This is a genomic window from Mycobacteroides franklinii (assembly GCF_001853795.1).
Classification (GTDB): Bacteria; Actinomycetota; Actinomycetes; order Mycobacteriales; family Mycobacteriaceae; genus Mycobacterium; species Mycobacterium franklinii.
The window spans coordinates 881,601-905,943 of the sequence record NZ_MLIK01000019.1 but is presented as its reverse complement, the minus strand read 5'-3'; the positions used below and the strand labels follow the sequence as shown (position 1 = coordinate 905,943).

Annotated in this window: 1 protein-coding gene; it reads right to left on the bottom strand. The window is 64.9% G+C overall.

Translation table 11 applies throughout. The annotated features are described in order from the left end of the window. A complete protein-coding gene (locus BKG76_RS12115) occupies positions 1-24,336 on the bottom strand; it encodes a non-ribosomal peptide synthetase (protein ID WP_070937852.1) in 24,336 nt (8,111 codons plus the stop codon). Positions 24,337-24,343 lie beyond the last annotated feature (7 nt).

Sequence of the window (24,343 nt, the reverse complement as noted above, 5' to 3'; positions counted from 1 at the left end):
TTACTGCACCTCCCCCGTCATGGCCTCCAGCACGCGCTGGAACCGCTCGACGACTTTCCGCACCCGACTCACACCGAATAGACCGGTATCGAATTCGACCCGCAGAACAAGTTCATTCCCGGGCATGGCTTGCAGGGTCAGCGGGTAATGGTTGTACTCGCGGCCGCTCACCGCAGTGATGGCCAGCCCGTCTGCCATGGACGACGCCACCGTTTCCACCGGATAGTTCTGGTAGACGAACAGCGTGTCGAACAGCTGGTCATGACCCACGGCATGCTGGATCTCACTGAGTGCCAGATGTTGGTGATCCAGGGTGTCGTTGTGCTGACGCTGCAGGTCCTCGAGCAGTTCGGCGATGGTGGTGTCCGGCGTGACGGTGGCGCGCACCGGCACGGTGTTGATCAGCAGACCAACCATCGAATCCGCACCCACCACCTCGGCCGATCGGCCCGAGACCGCCACGCCGAATGCGACGTCGCGCCGGCCTGTCAGCCACATCAGTACCTGTGCCCAGGCAGCTTGCAGCACGGTGTTGGCGGTCGTGTGTTGCGCGCGGGCCAGTTCACCAACAGCACAAGAGATTTCGGCGGGCACACGGAATGTCTCGGTAGCGCGCCGGCCTGCTTTCCGGCCCTTGGGAGCGACCAGGGCCGGGGTATCGAATCCCTCCAGGACCGCACGCCAGGCCGCGCGCGCGCCATCGACATCACGTTCGGTCAGCCAGGTCACGAACCTGCGATAGGACCCGGCGGCAGGCAGGCGCTCACCGTAGTAGCTGCCGAAGATCTCCTGGAGCAGGATCGGCAGTGACCAGCCATCGAGCACAATGTGGTGGTAGGTCATGACGAACCGGTGCTCGTTGTCGGCGGTGCGGATCAGTGCGGCGCGGAACGCCGACTGGTGGACCACGTCACACACCGCCGCACGCTCGGTAGCGCACAGCTGCGCCAATCGTTCATCAACGTCACCGACATCGCCGTTTTCGGAAGAGATTTCAACCTGCTGCCAGGGCACCGTCGGACAGGCCGGAATGATCTGCACCGGCTCGTCAAAACGCTTGTCGAATCGGGCCGCCAGGTTCGGGTGGCGGTTGATCACCGTACCTAACGCCTCGTGCAGCCGGTGGGTGTCCAGTGGGCCGGTGACCGTGACATCGAGTTGCATGGCGTACAGGTCGTCGTTGTTACCGCGACTTGTGTTGGCCTGGAACAACAGTCCATGTTGCAGCGGAGTCAAGGGCAGCACGTCGTGGATTGGATGTTCCCGGCTCAGCTCGTCGAGCTCGTTCTGGGTAAGCCGGGCCGGGACGATGTCCGACGGCGTCAGACCGCCGCCTCCCCCGCGCACATGCGCACAGATCCCGCTAAGGGCATCGAACCACAGTCGGCCGAGCCTGCCTACCTGATCCTCATCCAATACCGAAGGCGCCCACGTCCACGCAGCGTGAAGGCTTGGACCATCGTTTGTTTCGGCGGTGCTGGCGTTGAGTTCAACGGTGTGTCCCAGTGGCATCGATATTGCCGTGGCCGTTGTGGCCACCGCCGCTGTGTCGGGGCTGACCTGCCACAGTTCCGCGAAGGCCTCCGATGGAACGGCACCCGTCCCGCCCAGCCTGCCCAGGTAATTGAACCCGACGGTCGGCTCGGCGGCGGGCAGGTCGATATCGGAGTTGAGATACCGCATCAGTCCGTAGGTCATGCCTTCGGGCAGCGCACGCAGTTGTTCTTTGGCGTCCTTGATCACACGGCCAAGTTCCGGATCACCGGAAACCACCTGGTCCCAGGACAACCTGCGCTCAGCTCGTCCGGTACGTCCTGAAACTTTCAATACCACCGGATATTTCGTGGTGAACCAACCCACAGTCCGCGATAGATCAATGCCGGCGGGCAGGTCTCTCAGATCTTCCACACGACCATGTCCCTCGACATCAACGCCGACCGGCAACGTGACACCCAGGAACTCGTTCAGTGCCAACGCGTAAGCGATCAGCAGAATGTCTTGAATTCCTGCGTGAAACGCGGCCGGGACCTCACCGAGCAGCGCGCGGGTAGTCTCGACATCGAGCGAGGCCGTGAGGTGGCCGGCACTGGCATAGGTGTCCACCCCGGGGCGCGGGGCGGGCAGCGTGGATGGGGTTGCCAACACTCGTCGCCAGCGATCTGCCTGATCGACGATCGATGCGTGGCGCGCGTGCTCCGCGAGCAGCGCCGCCCACCGGGAGAATGAGGTGCCTGTCGTCGGCAGCGCCACGGGCTGCCCATGACGGTGCTGGGCCCAGGCGATATTGAGATCTTCGAGCAGAATCCTCCAGGACACCGCGTCGACGGACAGGTGGTGGACCGCCAGCACCAGCTGGCTCGTCGACCTCACCCACAGCGCGCTGACCATCTCCCCGGCCACCGGCTTCAACCGCGACCGGGCAGCCACCAGCTCCTCGTCGGTCAGCGCATCGACCGACTTCAGATGTGCTGTGGTCGAGCCTTTCTCCGGCACCAGAAGCGACCAATCTGCGGTACGCAGCCGCAGCATCGCATGTCGATCGAGCAGAGCGCCCAGGACCACCGCAACGTCGGATTCTGTCACTCCTGACGGAGCCTGAATCACCACGGTCTGGTTGAACTGGTCGATCGGGCTGCCGGTGGCTTCGACCTCACGAAGCCACCGCATGATCGGGGTTGCCACCACTGGCCCTGTGCCTTCATCGACCGGGCCGGCCTCGTCGCCGAGGACTCCGACGACTTGAGCCAGTCGGGCCACGGTCTGTTCCACGAAGATGTCACGCGGCCGACACGTCACACCGCATGCCCGCGCCCGCGCCACCACCTGCATGGACAGAATGCTGTCTCCGCCAAGGTCGAAGAACGAGTCGTCGACCCCGACCCGATCGAGCCCCAGCACCTGCGCGTAAATGCCGGCCAATGTCTCCTCGACCGCGTCCGCCGGGGCGCGGTACCGCTCGGCGTCCTGATACTCCGGGGCCGGTAATGCGCGGGCGTCAAGCTTCCCGTTCACCGTCAGCGGCAACGCATCCAGCACGACGATCGCGCTCGGGACCATGTATCCGGGTACCCGTTCTGCCAACGCATTCCGAACCCCGGAAGGATCCACCGCGCCGCTGGCCGATTCGGTGACATATCCGACCAGGCGCGTAACACCGGGTAGATCCTCGCGGGCGATCACCACTGCCTGGACCACCTCGTCCAGCGCGGCCAACGCGGCCTGCACCTCGCCGAGTTCGATGCGGTAACCGCGGATCTTGACCTGATCATCGGCACGCCCGAGGTATTGGAGCTGCCCATCGGCACGCCAGCTCACCAAGTCGCCGGTTCGGTACATGCGCGCACCGGATTCACCGAACGGACAGGCCACGAAACGCGACGACGTCAGCCCCGATCGCCCGAGGTACCCGCAGGCCACACCCTCACCGGCGACATACAGCTCACCAACCACGCCAACCGGTACCGGTTGCAGCCATTGGTCGAGCACGAACAGCGCCGATGTCGGGACGGGTGCCCCGATGGGCGCGGCACCGGACCCCGGCGCCAGTGGCGCACTCATCGATGCGTAGACCGTGATTTCGGTGGGCCCGTAGGCGTTGATGACCGCTCGTCCAGGCGCCCAACGATCCACGACCTCGCCCGGGCAGGCCTCACCGCCCAGAAGCAACGCCACCGATTCCAGTCCTTGCGGAGACAATGCCCCGGCCGCCGAAGGGGTCTGGGTGAGCACATTGACGCGCTCTCTGAGCAACAGAGCGTGGAAGTCGTCGAGTGAACTCGCGACGGCCTCCGGAACCACCACCAGGCGTGCGCCGCCCAATAGCGCGGCCCAGATCTCCCACACCGAGAAGTCGAACGCGTAGGAATGGCACTGCGTCCAGACCTGATTCGCGGGCAGGTGTTCCGGGGTCGAGCGGGCCAGGTGCGTCAGATTGTGATGGGTGACGGCCACTCCCTTGGGAACGCCAGTGGTTCCCGAGGTGTAAATAAGATACGCGATGTTCTCGGGATCCGGATCATGGATTACGTTGTTGCGCCCACTGTTTGCCCCCGAGTCAGCCATGTCGCCGACATCTCCGATCTCGACGATCACCAACCCGTGGCCATCGAGCCGCCCGGCAAGACCACTGGTGGTGATCGCGGCGATCGGGGCTGCATCGGACAACATGAACTCGATCCGGGCCGCGGGCACCACCGGGTCGATCGCGAGATACGCCGCACCGGTTTTCAGCACCGCCAGCATGGCGACGATTGCCTCCGCGGATCGTTCCAGCAGTAGGGCCACACACCCTCCGGGGCCTGCCCCCAAGCCGATCAGCTTGTGCGCCAGCTGGTTTGCCGCACCGTCAAGTTCACGATAGGTCAACGACTGTTCGCCACAGCTGATCGCCACCGCATCCGGCGCACGCATCACCTGTTCGGAGAACAACGCGGGTACAGATGCCGGCGTAGTCACGCGCCGGCCGAGTATCGCGCGATTACCCATAGCGTCGAGGCGGGCGTGTTCCTCGGGATCAACCACGTCGATCGATGACAGTTTCCTGTCGACGTCGGCGGTCATCGCCACCAATATCTGCTCGAAGCGACCGATCAATCTTTCGATACTTGCCGGGTCGAAGACGTCGGTACGGAATTCCACCGTCCCGCCGATCCCGGCCGGATCACCAGCGCGAGTTCGCCGTTCGGCGAGGGAGAAGCTCAGGTCCATGCGAGCGGTCTGGGTTTCCGCGGCCATGGGGGCAACCTCCAGGTCACCGAGGGAGAGCCCAGGTCCGGAGGAATTGCCGTCTTGTCCGGGGACGTTCTGCCAGCCCAGTGCCACCTGGATCAACGGGTGATGAGTCAGCGATCGAGTGGGATTGAGCCGCTCGACAAGCACCTCGAAAGGCACATCCTGATTTTCGTAGGCGGCCAGGCTGCGTGCCCGCACCTGGGCGAGTAGCTCCGCGACCGTCGGGTCACCGGCCAGATCCAGCCGCAGCACCAAGGTGTTGACGAAGAATCCGATCAGCTCGTCAAGAACGGTGTCACGGCGCCCTGCGATCGGGAATCCCACGGCCACATCGGTATTACCGCTGAGCTTGCCCAGCAGCACTCCCAGCGCAGCCTGCAGCACCATGAAGCTGGTCGCGTTGTGCTCGCGGGCCACCCGGGCAATCTGCTCCTGCAACGCGGCGGGCCAGTCCAGTGCCATGGTGGCGCCGCGCTGGTCGGCAGCCGGCGGGTAGGGCCGGTCGGTCGGCAGCTCCACACGTTCGGGCATTCCCGCCAGCGCATCCTGCCAATAGGTCAGCTGGGTCGCGATCCGGCTGTCACGGTCGTCGAGGTCGCCGAATTCGGCACGCTGCCACAGGGTGTAATCGACGTACTGCACCGCCAGCGGCGCCCATCCGGGCGCCCGTCCCGCGCACCGGCTCACATAGGCCACGCCAAGATCGGCCACCAGCGGGGTGATCGACCAGGCGTCGGCGGCAATGTGGTGGACCACGGCCGCCAGCACGTGTTCGTCGCCGGTTATCCGGAAAAGCCGTGCTTTCAAAGGTATTTCGTTGGCCAGATCAAATGTGTGGCGCGCGGCCTCGCCTACCGCGTCCCGCACCTGCCCCGGCGTCCACCCGGTGGCATCGACCACATCCCACCCAACGTGGACATGCTCGGCGGGCACGACCAGCTGCCGCGGTACACCGTCTGCGGCCTGGAACCGGGTGCGCAGGCTTTCATGACGGGCCACCACGTCGGCTAGCGCCGCGGCCAGCGCATCAACGTCCAAATCCCCGCTGATGCGAAGCGCTGTCGCCATGTTGTAGACCGGCGACGGTCCTTGAAGTTGGTCCAGGAACCACAATCTGGATTGCGCGAACGAGAGCGGGATCTCCGCTGGCCGCTCGCCGGCCACCAACGGGCTGAGCGTGGTGGATTCGCCGCCAAGACGAGGCGCCAACTGGGCCACCGTCGGTGCTTCGAACACGGTGCGCACTGACACAGCGGCGTTCAGGTCCGCGTTCACCGCCGCGATCAGCCTCATCGCGGACAGCGAATCCCCACCCAGATCGAAGAACGAGTCATCAACCCCGACGCGCTCCACACCCAGCACCCGCGCGTAGATCCCCGCCAGGATCTCTTCGGTGAGGGTGCCCGGCGCGCGGTATCGATCAATGTCCTGATACTCGGGACTCGGCAACGCCCGCATATTGAGCTTGCCGTTGACGGTCATCGGCAATGCCGCCAGTACCACCACCGCGGTGGGAACCATGTAGGCCGGCAATTGCTCGGCCAGCTGCGTGCGCAACTTGGCGGGGTTTGCCGTCCCGGTCACATAGCCCACCAGACGCTGATCGCCCGGACGATCTTCGCGGGCGATCACGGCCGCCTGCTCGACCCCATCCAGCCCTGCCAATACCGTTTGGATTTCCGCGAGTTCGATGCGATACCCACGGATCTTGACTTGCTCATCGGCGCGCCCCACATACCGTAACTGCCCGTCGGCGCCCCATCGCACCAGATCACCGGTGCGGTACATCCGGTGCCCGGATGCTCCGTCATCAGCGAACGGGCACGCCACAAATCGCGAGGCGGTCAAACCCGTGCGGCCCAGGTAACCGACACCCACGCCGTGGCCGGCGATGTACAACTCGCCAACTACGCCGGGTGGCACCGGACGCAACAACCCATCCAGCACGAACATCGCCGCGCCCGAGACCGGCACGCCGATCGACGGTGCCCCCGACCCGCCCGCTAGCGGCGCCGTCCTGGAGGCACAAATGGTGGTCTCGGTGGGCCCGTACGCGTTGACCATCAATCGTCCCGGCGCCCAGCGATCTACTACCTCGGCCGAGCACGCCTCACCGGCCACCAACAACGACACCGACCCCAAGGACTCGGGCGTCAGCATCGCCACCGCCGAGGGAGTTTGACTCAACGCACTGACCTGCTCGGCAACCAGCAGCGCGGTGAGGTCCTCGGGTGAATGCGCCGCCGACTCCGGCACCACCACCAACCGTCCCCCGTGCAGTAGCGACCCCCAGATCTCTTCGACCGAGGCATCGAACGCATATGAATGCCATTGCGCCCAAGCCTGTCCCGCCAAGAAGGTGTCGGGTGTTCCCATCAGCCGCGTCACATTGTGGTGAGTGATCGCCACGCCCTTGGGTACGCCGGTGGTGCCGGACGTATAGATGATGTAGGCGATATCGTGCGGGCTCGGCAGCCCCAGGGCCGACGCGGCGGCAGGGGCCGTCACGTACACGGTATCCCTGACATCGATGACCGACAGGTCGTATCCGGCCACCCGGCCGGCCAGACCTGCCGTGGTGATCGCCGCGGTCGGTGTGGCGTCGCCAATCATGAATTCAATCCGCGCATCGGGCAGCGCGGCATCGATCGGCAAGTACGCGGCTCCGGTCTTCAGAACCGCGAGCATCGCCACAACGGCTTCCGGACACCGTTCCGACAGCAGCGCGACGCATGCTCCCGGCCGTACACCGTGCGCTGTGAGTCTGTGCGCCAATCGATCCGAGGTCTCATCGAGTTCCCGGTACGTCATGTGGCGACCGCTGAAGCTGATGGCGACCGCCTCGGGCACCCGGGCGACCTGTTCGGCGAACAAGAACGGTATCGACACCGGGGCAGCCGCCGGCCGGCTCAACACTGCCCGGTTACCCCACGCGTCTATGCGCGCGTGTTCTGCCGCATCGAGTAGGTCGATAGTCGAAAGCCGCTGGGAGGTATCGGCCGTCATCGCCGTGACAATGCGCTGCCATCGTGCGATCAGCGTTTCGACGCTGCCCGCGTCGAACACATCGGTGCGGAATTCCACGGCACCGCCTATGCCCGCGGGCTCTCCGGCCTCGGTCCAGCGCTCCCCGAGAGAGAAGGTCAGGTCCATCCGGGCGGTCTGGGTTTCCACCGGCAGCGGAGTAACCCGTAAATCGCCCAGAAGCAATCCATCGGCTGGACCCGTGTCCTGCCAGGGGAGGTTCTGCCAGGCCAATGCCACCTGCACGAGCGGGTGATGGGTCAGGTTGCGGATCGGGTTGAGCCGTTCGACCAGAACTTCGAAGGGCACGTCCTGATGTTCGTAGGCGGCCAGACTGCGCCGGCGCACCTGTGCGAGTAGCTCTGCGACGGTCGGGTCGTCGGCCAGATCGACGCGCAACACCAAGTTGTTGACGAAGAAGCCGACCAACTCCTCCAATGCGGAGTCGCGACGCCCGGCGATCGGGAAGCCAACGGCGACATCGGATGTCCCGCTGAGGTTGGCCAGCAGCACCGCGAGCGCGGCCTGCATCACCATGAAGCTGGTCGCACCGTGCTCACCTGCCACCGCACGCACCTGCTGTTGCAATTCTGTCGGCCACTGCACCTCAACGGTGGACCCGCGCTGATCGGCGACCGGCGGATAGGGCCGATCGGTGGGCAGCGCTACGCGTTCGGGCAGACCGGCCAGCGCCTCTTCCCAGTAGGCCAGCTGCGCGGCGATGGGGCTTTCACTGTCCTCGAGATCGCCCAGCTGCGCGCGCTGCCAGAGCGTGTAATCCACGTATTGCACCGGCAAGGGCGCCCAGTCGGGAGCCTGACCCCGGCACCGGCTGGCGTAGGCCACGCTCAAATCGCGTACCAACGGGGTCAGCGACCATCCGTCCGCGGCGATATGGTGCACCACCGCCACCAGCACATGCTCTTCCTCGGCGACACGGAAAAGTTGTGCGTACAAGGGTATTTCGGTTGCCAAATCGAAGCTGTGACACACAGCGGCAGCGATGGCCTCATCCAGGCGACTCGCCGGCCAATTCATGGCGTCGACAACGGTCCAGCCGAAATCAACGGCGTCATCGGGCACCACGATCTGCCTAGGGGCTCCGTCGGGTGCCTCGAAACGGGTGCGCAGACTTTCGTGGCGGCCGATCAGGTCAGTCAGCGCCGCACCCAGCGCATCGGCGTCGAGCCGCCCGTACAGCCGCAGACCCACCGGCATGTTGTAGACCGGCGAGGGCCCCTGCAGTTGATCGACGAACCACAAACGGTTCTGTGCGAACGACAGTGGAATCACTGCGGGGCGCTCCCCCGCAACCAGTGGCTCCAGGCCGCCCGCACCCTCACCGATACGCGGCGCCAGCAGTGCCACGGTGGGTGCCTCGAACACCGCACGTGCCGAAAGGTCGGCATTCAGCGTTGCGTTCACGGCGGCGACCAGGCGCATCGTCGATACGGAATCTCCACCCAGATCGAAGAACGAGTCATCGACTCCGACCCGCTCCACGTCCAGCACCCGGGCATAGATACCCGCCAGAATCTCTTCGACCGCACCGACCGGCGCACGGTAATGGTCGACGTCCTGATAGTCCGGCGCCGGCAGTGCCCGAGCGTCGAGCTTGCCGTTCACCGTCATCGGCAGCGCGACCAGGGCCACCACCGAGGCGGGAACCATATAGCCCGGCAGTCGTTCGACCAATGCGGCACGCGCCGAGGCCGGATCGGCATTACCGGTGATGTACCCGACCAAACGCTTATCGCCGGGGCGGTCCTCGCGCGCGATCACCGCCGCGTTCTCGACTCCTTCCAATGCGGCCAGCGCCGACTGGATTTCGCCCAGCTCGATGCGATAGCCGCGAATCTTGACCTGCTCGTCGGCCCTACCGAGATAGTCCAACTGGCCGTCGGCGCGCCACCGCACCAGATCACCGGTGCGGTACATACGCGTGCCCGGTTCGCCGAACGGACACGCCATAAAACGTGATGCGGTCAAGCCCGCACGGCGCCAATAGCCGATGCCCACTCCCGCGCCGGCCAGATACAACTCACCGACCACTCCTGCGGGTACTGGACGCAGCCACTCATCCAGCACAAAGAATGCCGCCCAGGCCGTCGGCGAGCCGATCGGCGGCGAGCCCAAACCGGGCGCCAATGGCGCACTGGCGCATAACCACATCGTGGTCTCGGTAGGACCGTAGACGTTGACCATCACCCGTCCCGGGGCCCAACGGTCAACCAACTCCGGCGAGCAAGGCTCGGCTCCGATCACCAGCGCCGCCGCATCCAGACCATCGACCGACAGCATCGACACCGCAGACGGCGTCTGCGTCAGTACCGTGATCTGTTCGCGTACCAGTAGATCGTGGAAGTCCCGCGACGACCGGGCAATTGCCTCGGGCACCACCACCAGACGTCCACCGTGCAGGAGGGCACCCCAGATCTCCCACACCGAGAAGTCGAATGCGTACGAATGGAACTGTGTCCACACCTGCCCGGGCTCCAGCGGCACACCGATCTGCAGCGAGTCGAACAACTGAGTCACGTTGCGCTGGGTCACCGCCACACCCTTGGGTAAACCGGTGGTACCCGAGGTGTAGATGATGTGCGCCATGTCATCCGGGGCCGGCGGCGCCAAAGCCGTGCTGGGCGCGGCGGCGACAGCCGGATCCTCCACGTCGACAACCGTCAGGCCATGACCGTTGAAGCGATCGACCAATGCGGTGGTGGTGACGGCTGCCATCGGGGCCGCGTCGGACAGCATGAAGTCGACGCGCGCAGCCGGCAATGCCGGATCGATCGGCAGATAGGCCGCACCGGTCTTGAGCACAGCCAGGATCGCCACGACTGCCTCGGCCGAGCGGGGGAACATCAACGCCACTCGTTGGCCCGCGCCCACCCCGCGCCCAATCAGCACGTGCGCCAACCGGTTGGACGCATCGTCGAGTGCCCGATAGGTCAGCGAGCGGTTTCCGCAGACCAGCGCCACCGATTCTGGGGTGCGCGCCACGTGCGTGGCGAACAGTTCCGGTACCGATGCCGGCTCCGGCAGTCGGGTGAGCACTCCCCGATTACCCCACCGCTGCAAGCGATCACGCTCGGTCTCGTCGAGTATCTCTATCGCCGAGAGCGGCCGATGCGGGTTCGCCGTCATCGCCGTCAATACCGACTCAATCCGCTTGACGAAGGTTTCGATGCCACACACGTCGAAAACCGCGGTGTCGTATTCGATACGCAGGCGCAACTCGTCACCGGGTATCGCCTGCATCGTCAGTGGGTAGTCGGTGGATTCGTGGCTCGTGATCTCGCTGATGGCGAATCCGTCGACACCCGACAACGAACCGGCGTCCACCGGGTAGTTCTCGAACACGAACAAGGTGTCGAATAGTCGGTCCTGGTCGGCGATGCGATGAATATCGCTCAACGAAACATGTTGATGATCAAGTGTTTTAGCGTGCCATTGGTTGAGCTGATCGAGCAGATCCACGGTGGTGGTGGATGCGGTGATGTCCGCGCGCACCGGCACCGTGTTAATCAACAGGCCGACCATCGATTCCGCGCCCACCACATCCGCGGGCCGCCCGGAAACCACAGAACCGAAGACGACGTCGTGCAGTCCGGTCAGCGAGGTGAGCAGCAGCGCCCAGGCGCCCTGCAAGACGGTATTGACGGTGGTGCGCTGAGATCGCGCCAGCTCGCCCAGCGCCCGCGTGGTCTGCGCGGACAACTGGTGCGCCCGCACACCACGCCGCCCCATATTCGACTTTTGTTGCGGTCCAACCAGTGTGGGGGTGGCGAAACCCTTCAGCACCTCACCCCAGGCCGCAGCGGCGGCGGCGGTGTCACGGTCGGCCAGCCAGCCGACAAAACTCCGGAATGGGGTTGCCGCCGGTAGCCGTTGCCCCCGATAGCTGGCGAAGATCTCCTGCAACAGGATCGGCAGCGACCAGCCATCCAGCACGATGTGGTGATTGGTGAGGACAAACCGATGCCGATCAGCCGCGGTGCGAATCAGGGCCACCCGGAATGCCGGCGGATGAGACAGGTCGCAGACCGCGGCCCGCTCCGCGGCGCACAACCGTTGGATCTCGTCACCCATCTCGGTGCTGTTGAGTTCGGCACCCATATCGACATAGCGCCACCCCGCCGTCGGATCGGCGGGAATGATCTGTACGGGCTGCTCGAACTGTCCACAGAATCGAGCTGCCAGATGCGGATGGCGAACGACCACCGTGTGCACCGCGTCGCGGAGCCGATCCGCGTCCAGCGGACCGTCAACCGTGATGTCAAGTTGCACCACGTAGAGGTCGTCGTCGGGGCTACTTCCCGTTCCGCTGTGGAAGATCAGGCCCTGCTGTAATGCGGTCAGCGGCAGCACATCCGCGACACGGTATTGCCGCTGCAGTTCATCGAGCTGCCGTTGACTCAGACGGGCAGGCGTGATGTCGGACGGGGTCAATCCGCCCCCGCCCATCTGCACGTGCGCGCAGATACCAGTCAGGGCGTCGAACCACAGTTGGCTCAAACGGTCGATCTGCTCACGATCGAATGCCGAGCCGGCCCAGGTCCAGTTGGCCTGCAGCGCAGGGCCCTGATCAGTCTCGACAGCCCCGGCGTTGAGCGACACGGTGTGGGTCAACGGCATCGGCGTGGCCGTCGCCGCAGTTATCGCCGACATGCCCTCGGCAGGAATCCGCCACAGATCATCGGACGACGCGGCCGCGCCGCCGCCCAATCGGCCGAGATAGTTGAACGCTACTGTCGGATCGGCCGTCTCGAGGTCAACGTCGGAATTCAGGTAGCGCAGCAGACCATAGGTCAGCCCGTCTGGCTGAGCCCGAAGCTGCTCCTTGGCATCCTTGATTGCCGCACCCAACAGCGCGTTTCCGGCCGCCACGTCAGACCAGTCCACCCCCTGAAGCGCCAATGACACCGGGTACTTGGCGGTGAACCATCCCACGGTGCGTGACAGATCGACTTCCGCGGCGAGCTCCTCATGCCTACCGTGACCCTCGACATCGATGCCGACCGGCATGCCGCTGGCCGAGAACTCGGCCAGCGCCAGCCCGAAGGCGATCAATAAAATGTCTTGTGGCCCAGCGCGAAATGCCGTGGGAACTTCACCGAGCAGCATGCGGGTAGTCTCGGTATCCAGCGACACCGAGAGCTGCCCCGCGGTCTCGTACGTATCCACCTCGGGTTGTACCGCTGGAAAGATCGCCGGGACCGCCGAGACGTGCCGCCACGTCGGCGCCTGCTCGACGATCTCAGGGCGATGCGCGTGCTCGGCCAATAGCTCCGCCCACCGCTGCAGTGACGTGCCTACTGCCGGCAGCACGATCGGTTGGCCGCCGCGATGCTGTGCCCACGCAATATTGATATCTTCCAACAACACTCGCCACGAAACACCGTCCACCACCTGGTGGTGAACGATCAGCACCAGCTGCGAGGTCGAGGCCACCCACAGCGCATTGAGCATTACCCCGGCCGCCGGATCCAACCGTGACCGCGCCGCCACCAATTCCCCATCGGAAAGGACGTCCACCGTCCGCAGGCACTCGGCGGCATCGACAGAACCCGGCTCAGGCGCCGTCAGCGACCACCCGCCGACGCCGTCATTCACCGCACGCAGCCGGAGCATGGCATGCCGATCCAGCAGTGCCTGCAACAAAATGGCGGCATCGCGCGCGGAGGCGCCATCCGGTGCCTGCACCAAGACGGTCTGGTTGAACTCACCGATCGGGCCGTCAATTTCCTTCAGCCACCGCATGATCGGCATAGGCAACACCGGTCCGATACCCTCATCGAGCGGGCCGCGGGAACCTGCGGCCACTTCGACCACCCGCGCCAAACGAGCCACAGTCTGCTCGACGAAGACATCCCGCGGGCGGCACACCAGGCCCGCGGCCCGGGCCCGGGCGACCACCTGCATGGAGAGAATGCTGTCGCCGCCCAGGTCGAAGAACGAGTCCTCCACGCCAACCCGTTCCAGCCCAAGAACCTGTGCATAGATATCGGCCAGGACCTCTTCCACGGCATCCGCCGGAGCCCGGTAGTGGTGGTGATCGTGATAGTCGGGCGCGGGGAGAGCTCGGGTGTCGAGCTTGCCGTTCACTGTCAACGGCATCGCATCCAGCCGGACCACGGCGGCGGGCACCATGTAAGCGGGCAACCGCTCGGCTATCGCCGCTCGCAGCTCGCCGGAATCGGCTGTCCCGGTGATGTACCCGACCAAGCGCTTATCGCCAGGACGATCCTCACGCGCGATCACCACCGCCTGCTCGGCCCCATCCAGGCCGGCCAAAGCTGCCTGCACTTCGGCAAGTTCGATGCGATGGCCGCGGATCTTCACCTGCTCATCGGCGCGGCCCAGGTAGTGGAGCTGTCCGTCGGGTCCCCAGCACACCAGATCCCCGGTGCGATACATCCGGGCGCCCGGTTCCCCGAACGGACAGGCCATGAATCGCGCCGACGTCAACGGTGCCCGGCCCACGTAGCCATATCCCAAACCCGCTCCGGCGACATACAACTCGCCGATCACACCGGCAGGTACCGGGCGCAACCATTCATCGAGCACGAACAGCGCCGCCCCGGCGACCGGGGAGCCGATCGGCACTCCCTGCCCTGCGGTGAGCGGCGCGCTGATCGCCACGCACATCGTGGTTTCGGTAGGACCGTAGGCGTTGATCATCAGCCGTCCGGGGGCCCATTGATCGACCACTTCAGGCGGACAGGCCTCACCGACCACGGCCAACGCCGCCATTTCGAGTCCCTCGCGCGGCAAAGCGCGTACCGCAGAGGGCGTTTGAGTGATCACGGTGACATGCTCGCGAACAAGCAAGGCGTGCAGATCGTCGGGCGAGCTCGTAACATCCTCAGAAGCGATCACTACCCGCCCACCGCGAAGCAAAGCACCGAATATCTCCCACACCGAGACGTCGAAGGCCAGGGAATGGCTCTGCGACCACACTCCCGGGCGTGGTAGCCCCGCATCGAGAGAGTCCAGCAGTTGAGTCACGTTGTGATGGCTGAGGGCGACGCCCTTCGGGACGCCGGTGGTGCCCGAGGTGTAGATCACATAAGCGATATCGTCCGCGCCGGCCGTCAGCAGCACAGCCTCCGGATCCACGTCGGTGCGGTGCGCACCGACGCCGTCCATAGTGATGACCGCCGGTCCACGTCCGTCAAGCCGGCCGGCAAGATCCGCGGTGGTCACGGCGGCGACGGGGCCTGCATCGGCAAGCACGAAGTCCAGTCGCGTATCGGGCACCGCCGGATCGATCGGCAGATACGCTGCCCCTGTTTTGAGAATGCCCAGGATCGCGACGATCGCCTCGGCCGATCGGTTGAACATCAGCGCGACGCGCTGTCCGGGCCCTACGCCCCGATCTATCAGGAGGCGCGCCAACCGGTTCGCAGCGATATCGAGCTCGCGGTAGGTCCACGATTCCTCACCGCATGTCACCGCCACTGTCTCAGGAGTGCGTGTCACGTTCTCGGCGAAGAGCGCGGGAATCGACACCGGTCGGGGTACCGGCCGGGTCAGCGTCGCATGATTGCCGAGCCGGGACAGACGTGCCCGCTCGTCGTCATCGAGCAGATCCATCGAGGACAGCCGTGCCGCCGGGTCCGCTGTCATCGCCGTCAGCACGCGTTGTAGCCGAGCGACAAGTGTCTGAATAGTGCGGGCCTCGAACACATCCGTGCGGTATTCCACGGTGCCGCCGATTCCCGCCGGTTCACCGGCTTTCGTCCGACGTTCCGCCAGCGAGAAGTTCACATCCATTCTGGCCGTGTGAGTGTCCACCGGCATCTGGGCGACCCGCAGATCGCCCAGCACAGTCCCGGAGGCCGCATCCTGTGCGTCGTGCCCTGCGAAGTTCTGCCATGCCAGCGCCACCTGGATCAACGGGTGGTGTGCCAAAGACCGGGTTGGATTCAGTCGGTCGACCAAAACCTCGAAGGGAACATCCTGATTGTCAAAGGCCGCCAGGCTGCGTGCCCGTACCTGTGCCAGCACCTCGGACACCGTCGGGTTTCCGGCCAGGTCGACCCGCAGCACCAGGGTGTTGACGAAAAACCCGACAAGTTCATCGAGGGCCGGGTCACGTCGCCCGGCGATGGGGAAGCCCACCGCCACATCGGAATTGGCACTGAGTCTGGAGAGCAGAATCAGCAGCGCCGCCTGTACCACCATGAAGCTGGTCGCATTGTGTTCGGCTGCCAACAGGGCAACCTGTCGCTGCAGCTCGACGGGCCAATCCACGGCTATGGTCGCGCCTCGCTGGTCGGTCGTCAACGGGTACGGCCGGTCGGTGGGCAACGCGATGCGCTCCGGCATGCCGGCCAACGCGTCTTGCCAATAGTCCAGCTGCCGTGCGATTCGGCTGTGGCTGTCCTGAAGGTCACCGAACTGCGCACGTTGCCACAGTGAGTAATCGGCATACTGCACCGACAGGTCGGCCCAGCGCGGAGTCTCACCCGCACACCGGCTGGTGTAGGCCACACCCAGATCGGCTATCAACGGAGTGATGGACCAGCCATCGGCGGCGATATGGTGCACCACCGCGACCAACGCGTGCTCGTTATCGGACACACGGAAAAGCGCTGCCCTCAAAGGTATTTCGGAAGATAGGTCGAAAGCCCGCCGTGATACGGCCTCGATGGCCTCCTGTAATTGCCCTACCGTCCAATCAGCGGCGTCGACGACATCCCAGCGCAATTCGACGCTGCCCGGATCCAGTACCACCTGGTGCGGGATGCCATCGGGCGCTGCGAACAGGGTGCGCAGGCTCTCGTGGCGAGCCACCACGTCGACAAATGCCGCAGCCAACGCGTCGGCATCCAGTGCTCCGTCGATCCGGAACGCTGCCGTCATGTTGTACATCGGTGAGGGACCCTGCAACTGATCCAGGAACCACAGCCGCGACTGAGCGAACGACAGTGGGACCACGGCGGGCCGCTCGCCCGCCACCAACGGTGCCAGCCGAATTTCTTCCCCACCGATGTGAGTGGCCAGCTGCGCCACGGTAGGCGCGTCGAACAAGGAGCGCACCGCGATACCGGCGTTCAGCGATGCGTTGATCGTGGCAACCAAACGCATCGCGGACAGCGAATCGCCGCCCAAATCGAAGAACGAATCATCCACTCCGACACGCTCGTGCCCCAGGACACGCGCGTAGATATCGGCCAAGATCTCCTCGGCCGGATTACTCGGGGCTCGGTAGCGATCGTTGTCGACGTAGTCCGGTGCGGGCAGGGCACGTCTGTCGAGCTTGCCGTTGACCGTAAGCGGCACCGTATCGATTGCCATTACCGAGGCCGGCACCATATAGCTGGGGAGCCGCTGCGCCAACTGTTCACGGATCACGCCCGGATCGGCTGTCCCGGTGATGTATCCGACGAGACGCAGAGCACCATGGCCATCCGCATGCGCGATCGCCACGGCCTGCGTTACCCCATCGAGCGCGGCCAGTGCCGCCTGGACTTCACCGAGTTCGATGCGATACCCACGAATCTTGACCTGCTCATCGGCACGCCCCAGATACCGCAGCTGCCCATCGTCACCCCATTGCACCAGGTCTCCGGTGCGATACATGCGGGTACCGGGCTCACCGAATGGACAGGCCACGAACCGGACCGATGTCAAACCGGCACGTCGCCAATAGCCAACACCCACACCACGACCGGCGATGTACAGCTCTCCGGCCACGCCCGGCAACACCGGCCGCAACCAGGCGTCCAGCACAAACAATGCCACTCCCGACACCGGGGCGCCGATCGGTACCGAAGGCCCAGCAGTGAGCGGTGCGCTGATGGACGCGTACACCGTGGCCTCGGTGGGGCCGTAGGCGTTGATCATCACTCGCCCCGGCGCCCAGCGGTCGACCAACTCGGGCGGACAAGCCTCCCCCGCTACCACCAGCGCCGTCGATTCCAAACCTTCCGGCGGGATCATGCCGGCCGCCGACGGCGTCTGACTCAGAACGCTGACATCGTGCGCGACAAGCAGTTCATGAAATTCCTCGGGCGCTGCCGCGACAGATTCCGGCACCACGAGCAGGTGCGCGCCGTGTAGCAGTGCGCCGAAGATCTCCCACACGGAGACGTCAAAGCTGTACGAATGCCATTGTGCCCAAACGTGTCCAGGCTCCGACGGTACGCCGTCGTGCAACGAACCGAACAACCCTGGCACGTTCCGGTGCGCGATGGCAACGCCCTTGGGCGTTCCGGTGGTTCCCGAGGTGTAGATGATGTACGCGATGTCATCGGGCGCCGGGCCCGGCAGCGCGGTGCTGGGCTGCACATCGACAGCGGGATCGTTGATATCCACGACGTCCAACTCGCACCCGTCCAGGCGCGAACGGCGGTCCGCGGTGGTGACCGCGAGGATCGGCGCGGCGTCGGACACCATGAACTCGATGCGGGCCGCCGGTAGCGCGGGATCCACCGGTACGTAAGCCGCACCGGTTTTCAACACGGCGAGAATCGCGACAATGGCTTCGGCTGACCGGGAGAACAGCAGCGCCACGGTCTCGCCCGGGCCGGCTCCCCGACCAGACAGCACGTGCGCGAGCCGGTTGGCAGCCTCATCCAGGTCCCGATAGGTCATCGACCGCCCGTCGCAGGACACGGCTACCGCGTCGGGCGTGCGAATGACCTGCTCGGCGAACAGCGCCGGAATCGGCTTCGGCGCCGACGGTTCGATCAAACTCTCGCGGCTGCTCCACTCGTCAAGGCGGGCGCGTGTGACCTCGTCCAGCAGATCGATCGACGACACCGGGAGCCCCGGGTCAGTGATCATCGCCGACAAGACCGTCGTGAGTCGCGCGAAGAGGGTCTCGACGGTGCCGAGGTCAAAGACGTCGGTGTCGTACTCCACGCGCAGGCCCAGTTCGATACCCGGCAGAGCCTGCACCGCGAGCGGGTAATGGTTGGATTCACGGAAGTCGAACCCGGAGATGACCAGGCCGCCGATGTCCAGCCGCTGGGTCGCATCGATCGGATAGTTCTCGAACACCATCAGGGTGTCGAATAGTCTTTCCTGGCCGCTGATGCGGTGGATGTCACTGAGCGCCAGGTGCTGATGCTCCAGGGTGTTGTTGTGGGCATTTTGCAACTGGTGCAACAACTCCGCCGTGGTGGTGGTCGGGGCAAAGGTGGCCCGCACCGGCACGGTGTTGATCAGCAGACCCACCATCGATTCGGCACCGAGCACCTCGGCCGGACGACCCGAAACCGTCGTACCGAACGCGACATCAGCCTGACCGGTCAACGAGCTCAACAACAATGCCCACGCACCCTGCAACACAATGTTGACAGTGGTCTGATGCGAACGCGCCAGCTCGCCGAGCGCCCCGGTGATCTCCTCGGACAACCGGAACGATTCAATGCCTCGCTGCCCCAATATCTCTCGCCCGGGTGGCTCCACCAGTGTGGGCGAGTCGAAACCGGACAACACAGCGTGCCAGGCGGCGTGGGCCCCTTCGCGATCACGTTCGCACAGCCAGGTGACGAAGTCGCGATACGCCGGGGCAGCAGGCAGCCGCTCCCCGCCAAGTCCGGCGAAGATCTCCTGCACCAGCAGCGGCATCGACCAGCCGTCGAGCACGATGTGATGGGCCGTCAGCACGAACCGGTGCTGATCGTGCGCGATGCGGATGAGCACGCCCCGCAGGGCGGATTGGTGCGCGAGGTCGCATACCGCCGCGCGTTCGGATGTGCTGATCCCCCGGATCTGTTCGTCAACATCAATGCCGTTGGCATCCAGCTCGATGTACTGCCAGGGCACTGCCGGATCGGTGGTGATGACCTGTACCGGCGGGTCGAACTGTTCGCAGAAGCGGGCCGCCAGGTGCGGGTGCCGCGCCACGACCGATTGCACAGCATCACGGAGCCGCCGCGGGTCGAGTGGTCCGTCCATCGCGATGCTCAGTTGCATCGCGTACACGTCATCGGAACCCTCTGTGGCGCCGGCGTGATACAGCAATCCCTGTTGCAGCGGAGTCAGCGGGAGCACATCGGCGACGTGGTACTGCCGACTCAGTTCGTCGATCTGCCCTTGATTCAGTACCGCGGGGGCGATATCCGACGGGGTCAATCCGCCTCCGCCCTGTCGCACATGCGCACAGATCCCGGTCAACGCCTCAAACCACAGCGTGCTCAAACGGCTGACTTGTGTGCGATCGAGTACCGAGAGCGCCCACGTCCAGTCGGCGTTCAGATGCATGCCGGTAGCGGAGTCGACAGTGACGGCATTGAGCTCCAGCGCATGGCCCAACGGGGTCGACACCATGCCGGCGGCACGGGTCAACGACCCTTCGGGGCAGATCTGCCACCCTTCGCTTGTGCCACCGCTGACACGGCCCAGATAGTTGAACGCGACCGACGGGTCGGACGCCGCAAGATCCACGTCCGGGTTGAGGTAACGCAGCAGACCATAGGTCAGGCCATCGGGCAGGGCCCGCAGTTGTTCCTTGGCCTCCTTGATCACCGCACCCAGCGGCGCGTCACCTGCTACCACAGTGCGCCAGGACAATCCCGGTAGATCCAGTGACACCGGATACTTGGTGGTGAACCATCCCACGGTGCGCGACAGGTCGATGCTGCGATCGGCTGCCCCGCCCACATCGGCCAATTCCTCTTGACGGCCATGGCCTTCCACATCGATGCCGATCGGCTCCGCGGTGCCGGCGAACTCGGCCAGCGCCAGTCCGAACGCGATCAACAAAATGTCCTGTGGCCCAGCGTGAAACGCGGTAGGCACTTCGCCGAGCAGCATCCGGGTGGTTTCGGGATCCAGCGATACCGAAAGTTGTCCCGCGGTCTCGTAGGTATCCACCTCAGCGTGAACTGCCGGGAAGACCGCAGGGGTCGCCGACACCTCCCGCCACCGCTGAGCCTGTTCCACGATCGGGACGCTCCGCGCGGATCGGGACAGCAGATCTGCCCATCGCTGAAATGACGTTCCCGTACGCGGCAGCACGACGGATTGCCCGCCCTGGTGTTGCACCCACGCAATATTGAGATCTTCCAACAGAATCCGCCAGGAAACACCGTCGATGGCGAGATGGTGAACGATCAACACCAGCTGGCTCGTGGATGCCACCCATAGCGCGCGCAGCATTGTCCCGCCGGCCGGGTCCAGGAGCGACCTCGCCACCACCAGAGTCTCATCGGTCAGTTCGTCGATCGATTGCAGGCACTCGACGGCGTCGACCGAGCCCGGTTCGGGCGCCGTCAGCGACCACCCGCCGACGCCGTCATCCGTCGCACGCAGTCGGAGCATGGCATGCCGATCCAGCAATGCCTGCAACAGAACAAGGACCGCCGCCTCGGTGATACCGGCGGGAGCCTGCACCACCACGGTCTGGTTGAACTCGCCTGTCGGTCCGTCAATCTCCTTCAACCACCGCATGATCGGCGTCGCGATGACCGGCCCGAGGCCCTCATCAGCAGGACCGTCCGCCCCGCCGGCCGTCCCGATCACCTCAGCCAGCCGGGCCACAGTCTGCTGCACGAAGATGTCGCGGGGGCGACACACCAGCCCCGCCATACGCACCGCCGACGACACCTGCATCGCCAGGATGCTGTCACCGCCCAATTCGAAGAATGAGTCGTCCACGCCAACCCGTTCGAGACCGAGCACCTGGGCATAAATGCCCACCAAGATCTCTTCCACCGCGGTCGCCGGAGCACGGTACCGATCAACGGCTTGATATTCCGGTGCGGGCAAGGCCTTCTTGTCGAGCTTGCCGTTGACCGTCAAGGGCAAGCTCGCCAAAACCACGATCGCGGCAGGCACCATGTAGGACGGCAGCCGAACGGCCAAGGCCGCACGCAGCTCCGCGGGATCTCCGCTACCGGTGACGTAGCCAACCAGCCGCTTGTCCCCCGCGCGATCTTCGCGGGCGATTACCGCCGCCTGTCCGACTCCGTCGAGAGTCGCCAATACCGACTGGATCTCGCCCAGCTCAATCCGATAGCCCCGGATCTTGACCTGCTCGTCGGCACGCCCCAGATACTGCAGCTGACCGTCTGGTCCCCAGCTCGCCAAGTCTCCGGTGCGATACATCCGCGTTCCCCGACCGCCGAATGGGCAGGCCACGAATCGCGTTGACGTCAACGACTTCCGACCCACATAGCCGTAGCCCAGACCCGCACCGGCCACGTACAGCTCGCCGGCCGCGCCGGCGGGCACCGGACGCAACCAATCATCGAGCACGAAGAACGCCAGATCGGCCAGCGGCACCCCGATAGGACTCGCCACACGGTCCAAATCGGCAGTGGTGATCTCACGGAACGAGGCGTGCACCGTTGTCTCGGTGATCCCGTACATGTTGATCAGCCGCGGTGCTCCCGGATGGTCTGCCAACCACGTCCCGAGACGCTGCGGCTCCAGTGCCTCCCCGCCGAAGACCACCACCGCGAGACCCAGCTGGTGCCGTTCGGGCAACGCCGTATCGACAGCTTGCAGGGCGTAGAACGCGGACGGGGTCTGGCTCAAGATACTGACGCGCTCATGCGCGAGAAGTGCGTGAAGCTCCTCAGGCGAGCGGGTCAGGGCTTCCGGCACCACCACCAACCGGCCACCGTGGAGCAGGGCACCAAAAACCTCCCACACCGAATAGTCGAAGGCGAGCGAATGGCACTGCGACCACGCCTGCCCCGGCAGGAGGTCCACATCGGCGTCGATTGCCTCCAATAGCCGTGTGACGTTGTAATGCGGAATGGCAACACCTTTCGGTGTGCCGGTGGTACCCGAGGTGTAGATCAGATAGGCGATATCGTCGGGGTTCGGCATCACGGGCAATGCCGAGCTCGGCTGGGCGTACACCGCACGGTCGTCGATGCCGACCACAGTCAGACCGTGCCCATCCAGCCGGTCCGCCAGGTCAGCGGTAGTCACCGCGACCAACGGCGCGGCATCGGACAGCACAAACCGCAACCGCGCATCAGGCACCGACGGATCGATCGGCACATAAGCCGCACCGGTCTTGAGCACGCCCATGATCGCCACCACAGCCTCAACCGACCGCGAGAACAACAACGCCACCCGCTGCCCCGGACCGACACCGTGGGCAATCAGCAAGTGTGCCAACCGGTTCGATGCCTCATCCAGCCCGCGATAGGTGACCGCACTATCACCGCAACTGACCGCGACGGCCCCCGGATCACGAATCACCTGCTCGGCGAACAACTCCGGAATCGACAGCGGCCGTGGTACCGGCCGAATCAGCGCCCCACGATTACTCCACACATCCAACGGGGGACACTCGGCCTCATCGCGAACATCGATTGTCGACAGCGACCGCCCCGGATCAACGGTCATCGCTGAGAGCACGTGCTCGAACCGGTCCGCGAGGGCACGGGCATCGCAGTCGGCGAACAGATCCCCCACACCCGACGTGCTGAGGAAGAGCTCCTCGTCGTTCTTGATAAAGACAAGCCCGAACTGATCCACCAGGCCGGTGTGGGTCACGGTCCCCGATCCGGCGGCTCCGGCGAAGTCCGCCAAACGAGTGGTCGGAATGAAGTTGATGGCCGCGTGATTCGACGCCCGCTTACCCCGCTGGAATCCCGTCTTGCCCTCAAGGGCGCGCAACGGAAATCGCTGATGCTGCAATGCTTCCTGGATCCGCGTGTCGACATGCTCGCAAAAGCCGGCCACGGTAGTCGCCGGCGAGGTTGTCAATCGCAGCGGTACGACGCCGGAGCTCATGCCCGGCACGAACAGTGCCTCTGGGCGCACCCGTCGACTCACCGGGAAATCGAGTACCACCTCGGCGCCGCCGACCTCGCCATGCACCAATAGGGCGCATGCCGCGGTGATCACGGCCGCGCGACGCACCCCCAACGCGTGCGAGAGCTCACGGGTCTTGGCCACGACGATGGGATCCAACTGGATTGGCGCCGAGGGCTCATACTCGCGCGGCCGATTCGGGGCCGCGGGCACCACGCCATACCGCGATTCATTCTCGAGCGGTCCGCTGTTGGCCCAGTAGACCTCGTCATCGATGTAGTCATCGGACGCCTCGTACTCCGACTCGCAATCGACGAGACTCTTCAATGAGCCAAAGATCGGCGGAGGAATCGGTGAGTCCGTGGCGATCGCGGAGTAGACCGTAGCGATCCGATGGCACAGGAGGCCCATGCCGATTCCGTCTGTCGCGATGTGATGGCAGCACACAAAGAAGTAGAAATCGTCGGCGCGTGCCTGCATCAGCGCGAACCTGAACAGCTGCCCGCCGAGTGGCATCGGCGCCCGTTGGATCGATGCCGCTATCCGATAGGCATCGCCCATGGGATTCGAGGACCCCGTCAGGTCATGGTGAACGAGCTCAATGTGCGGATAGTCAACTACCGTCTGGAAAACCTGACCGTTACGTTCAGAAAAGACGGCCCGGAGTGGTTCTGCTTCGTGCACTACCTGGCGCACGGCCCGCTCGAGCAGGCCGTGATCGATAGCGCCTTCGATTCGACCGAGCATGCCGAGGTGCCACTTGGCGCCAGCGCGGCCGGTTTCCTCGGCGAGCCATATGTCCAGCTGGCCCCGCGTGAGCGGGAGCGCCCCGGGATCACATTCCATTGGTCCC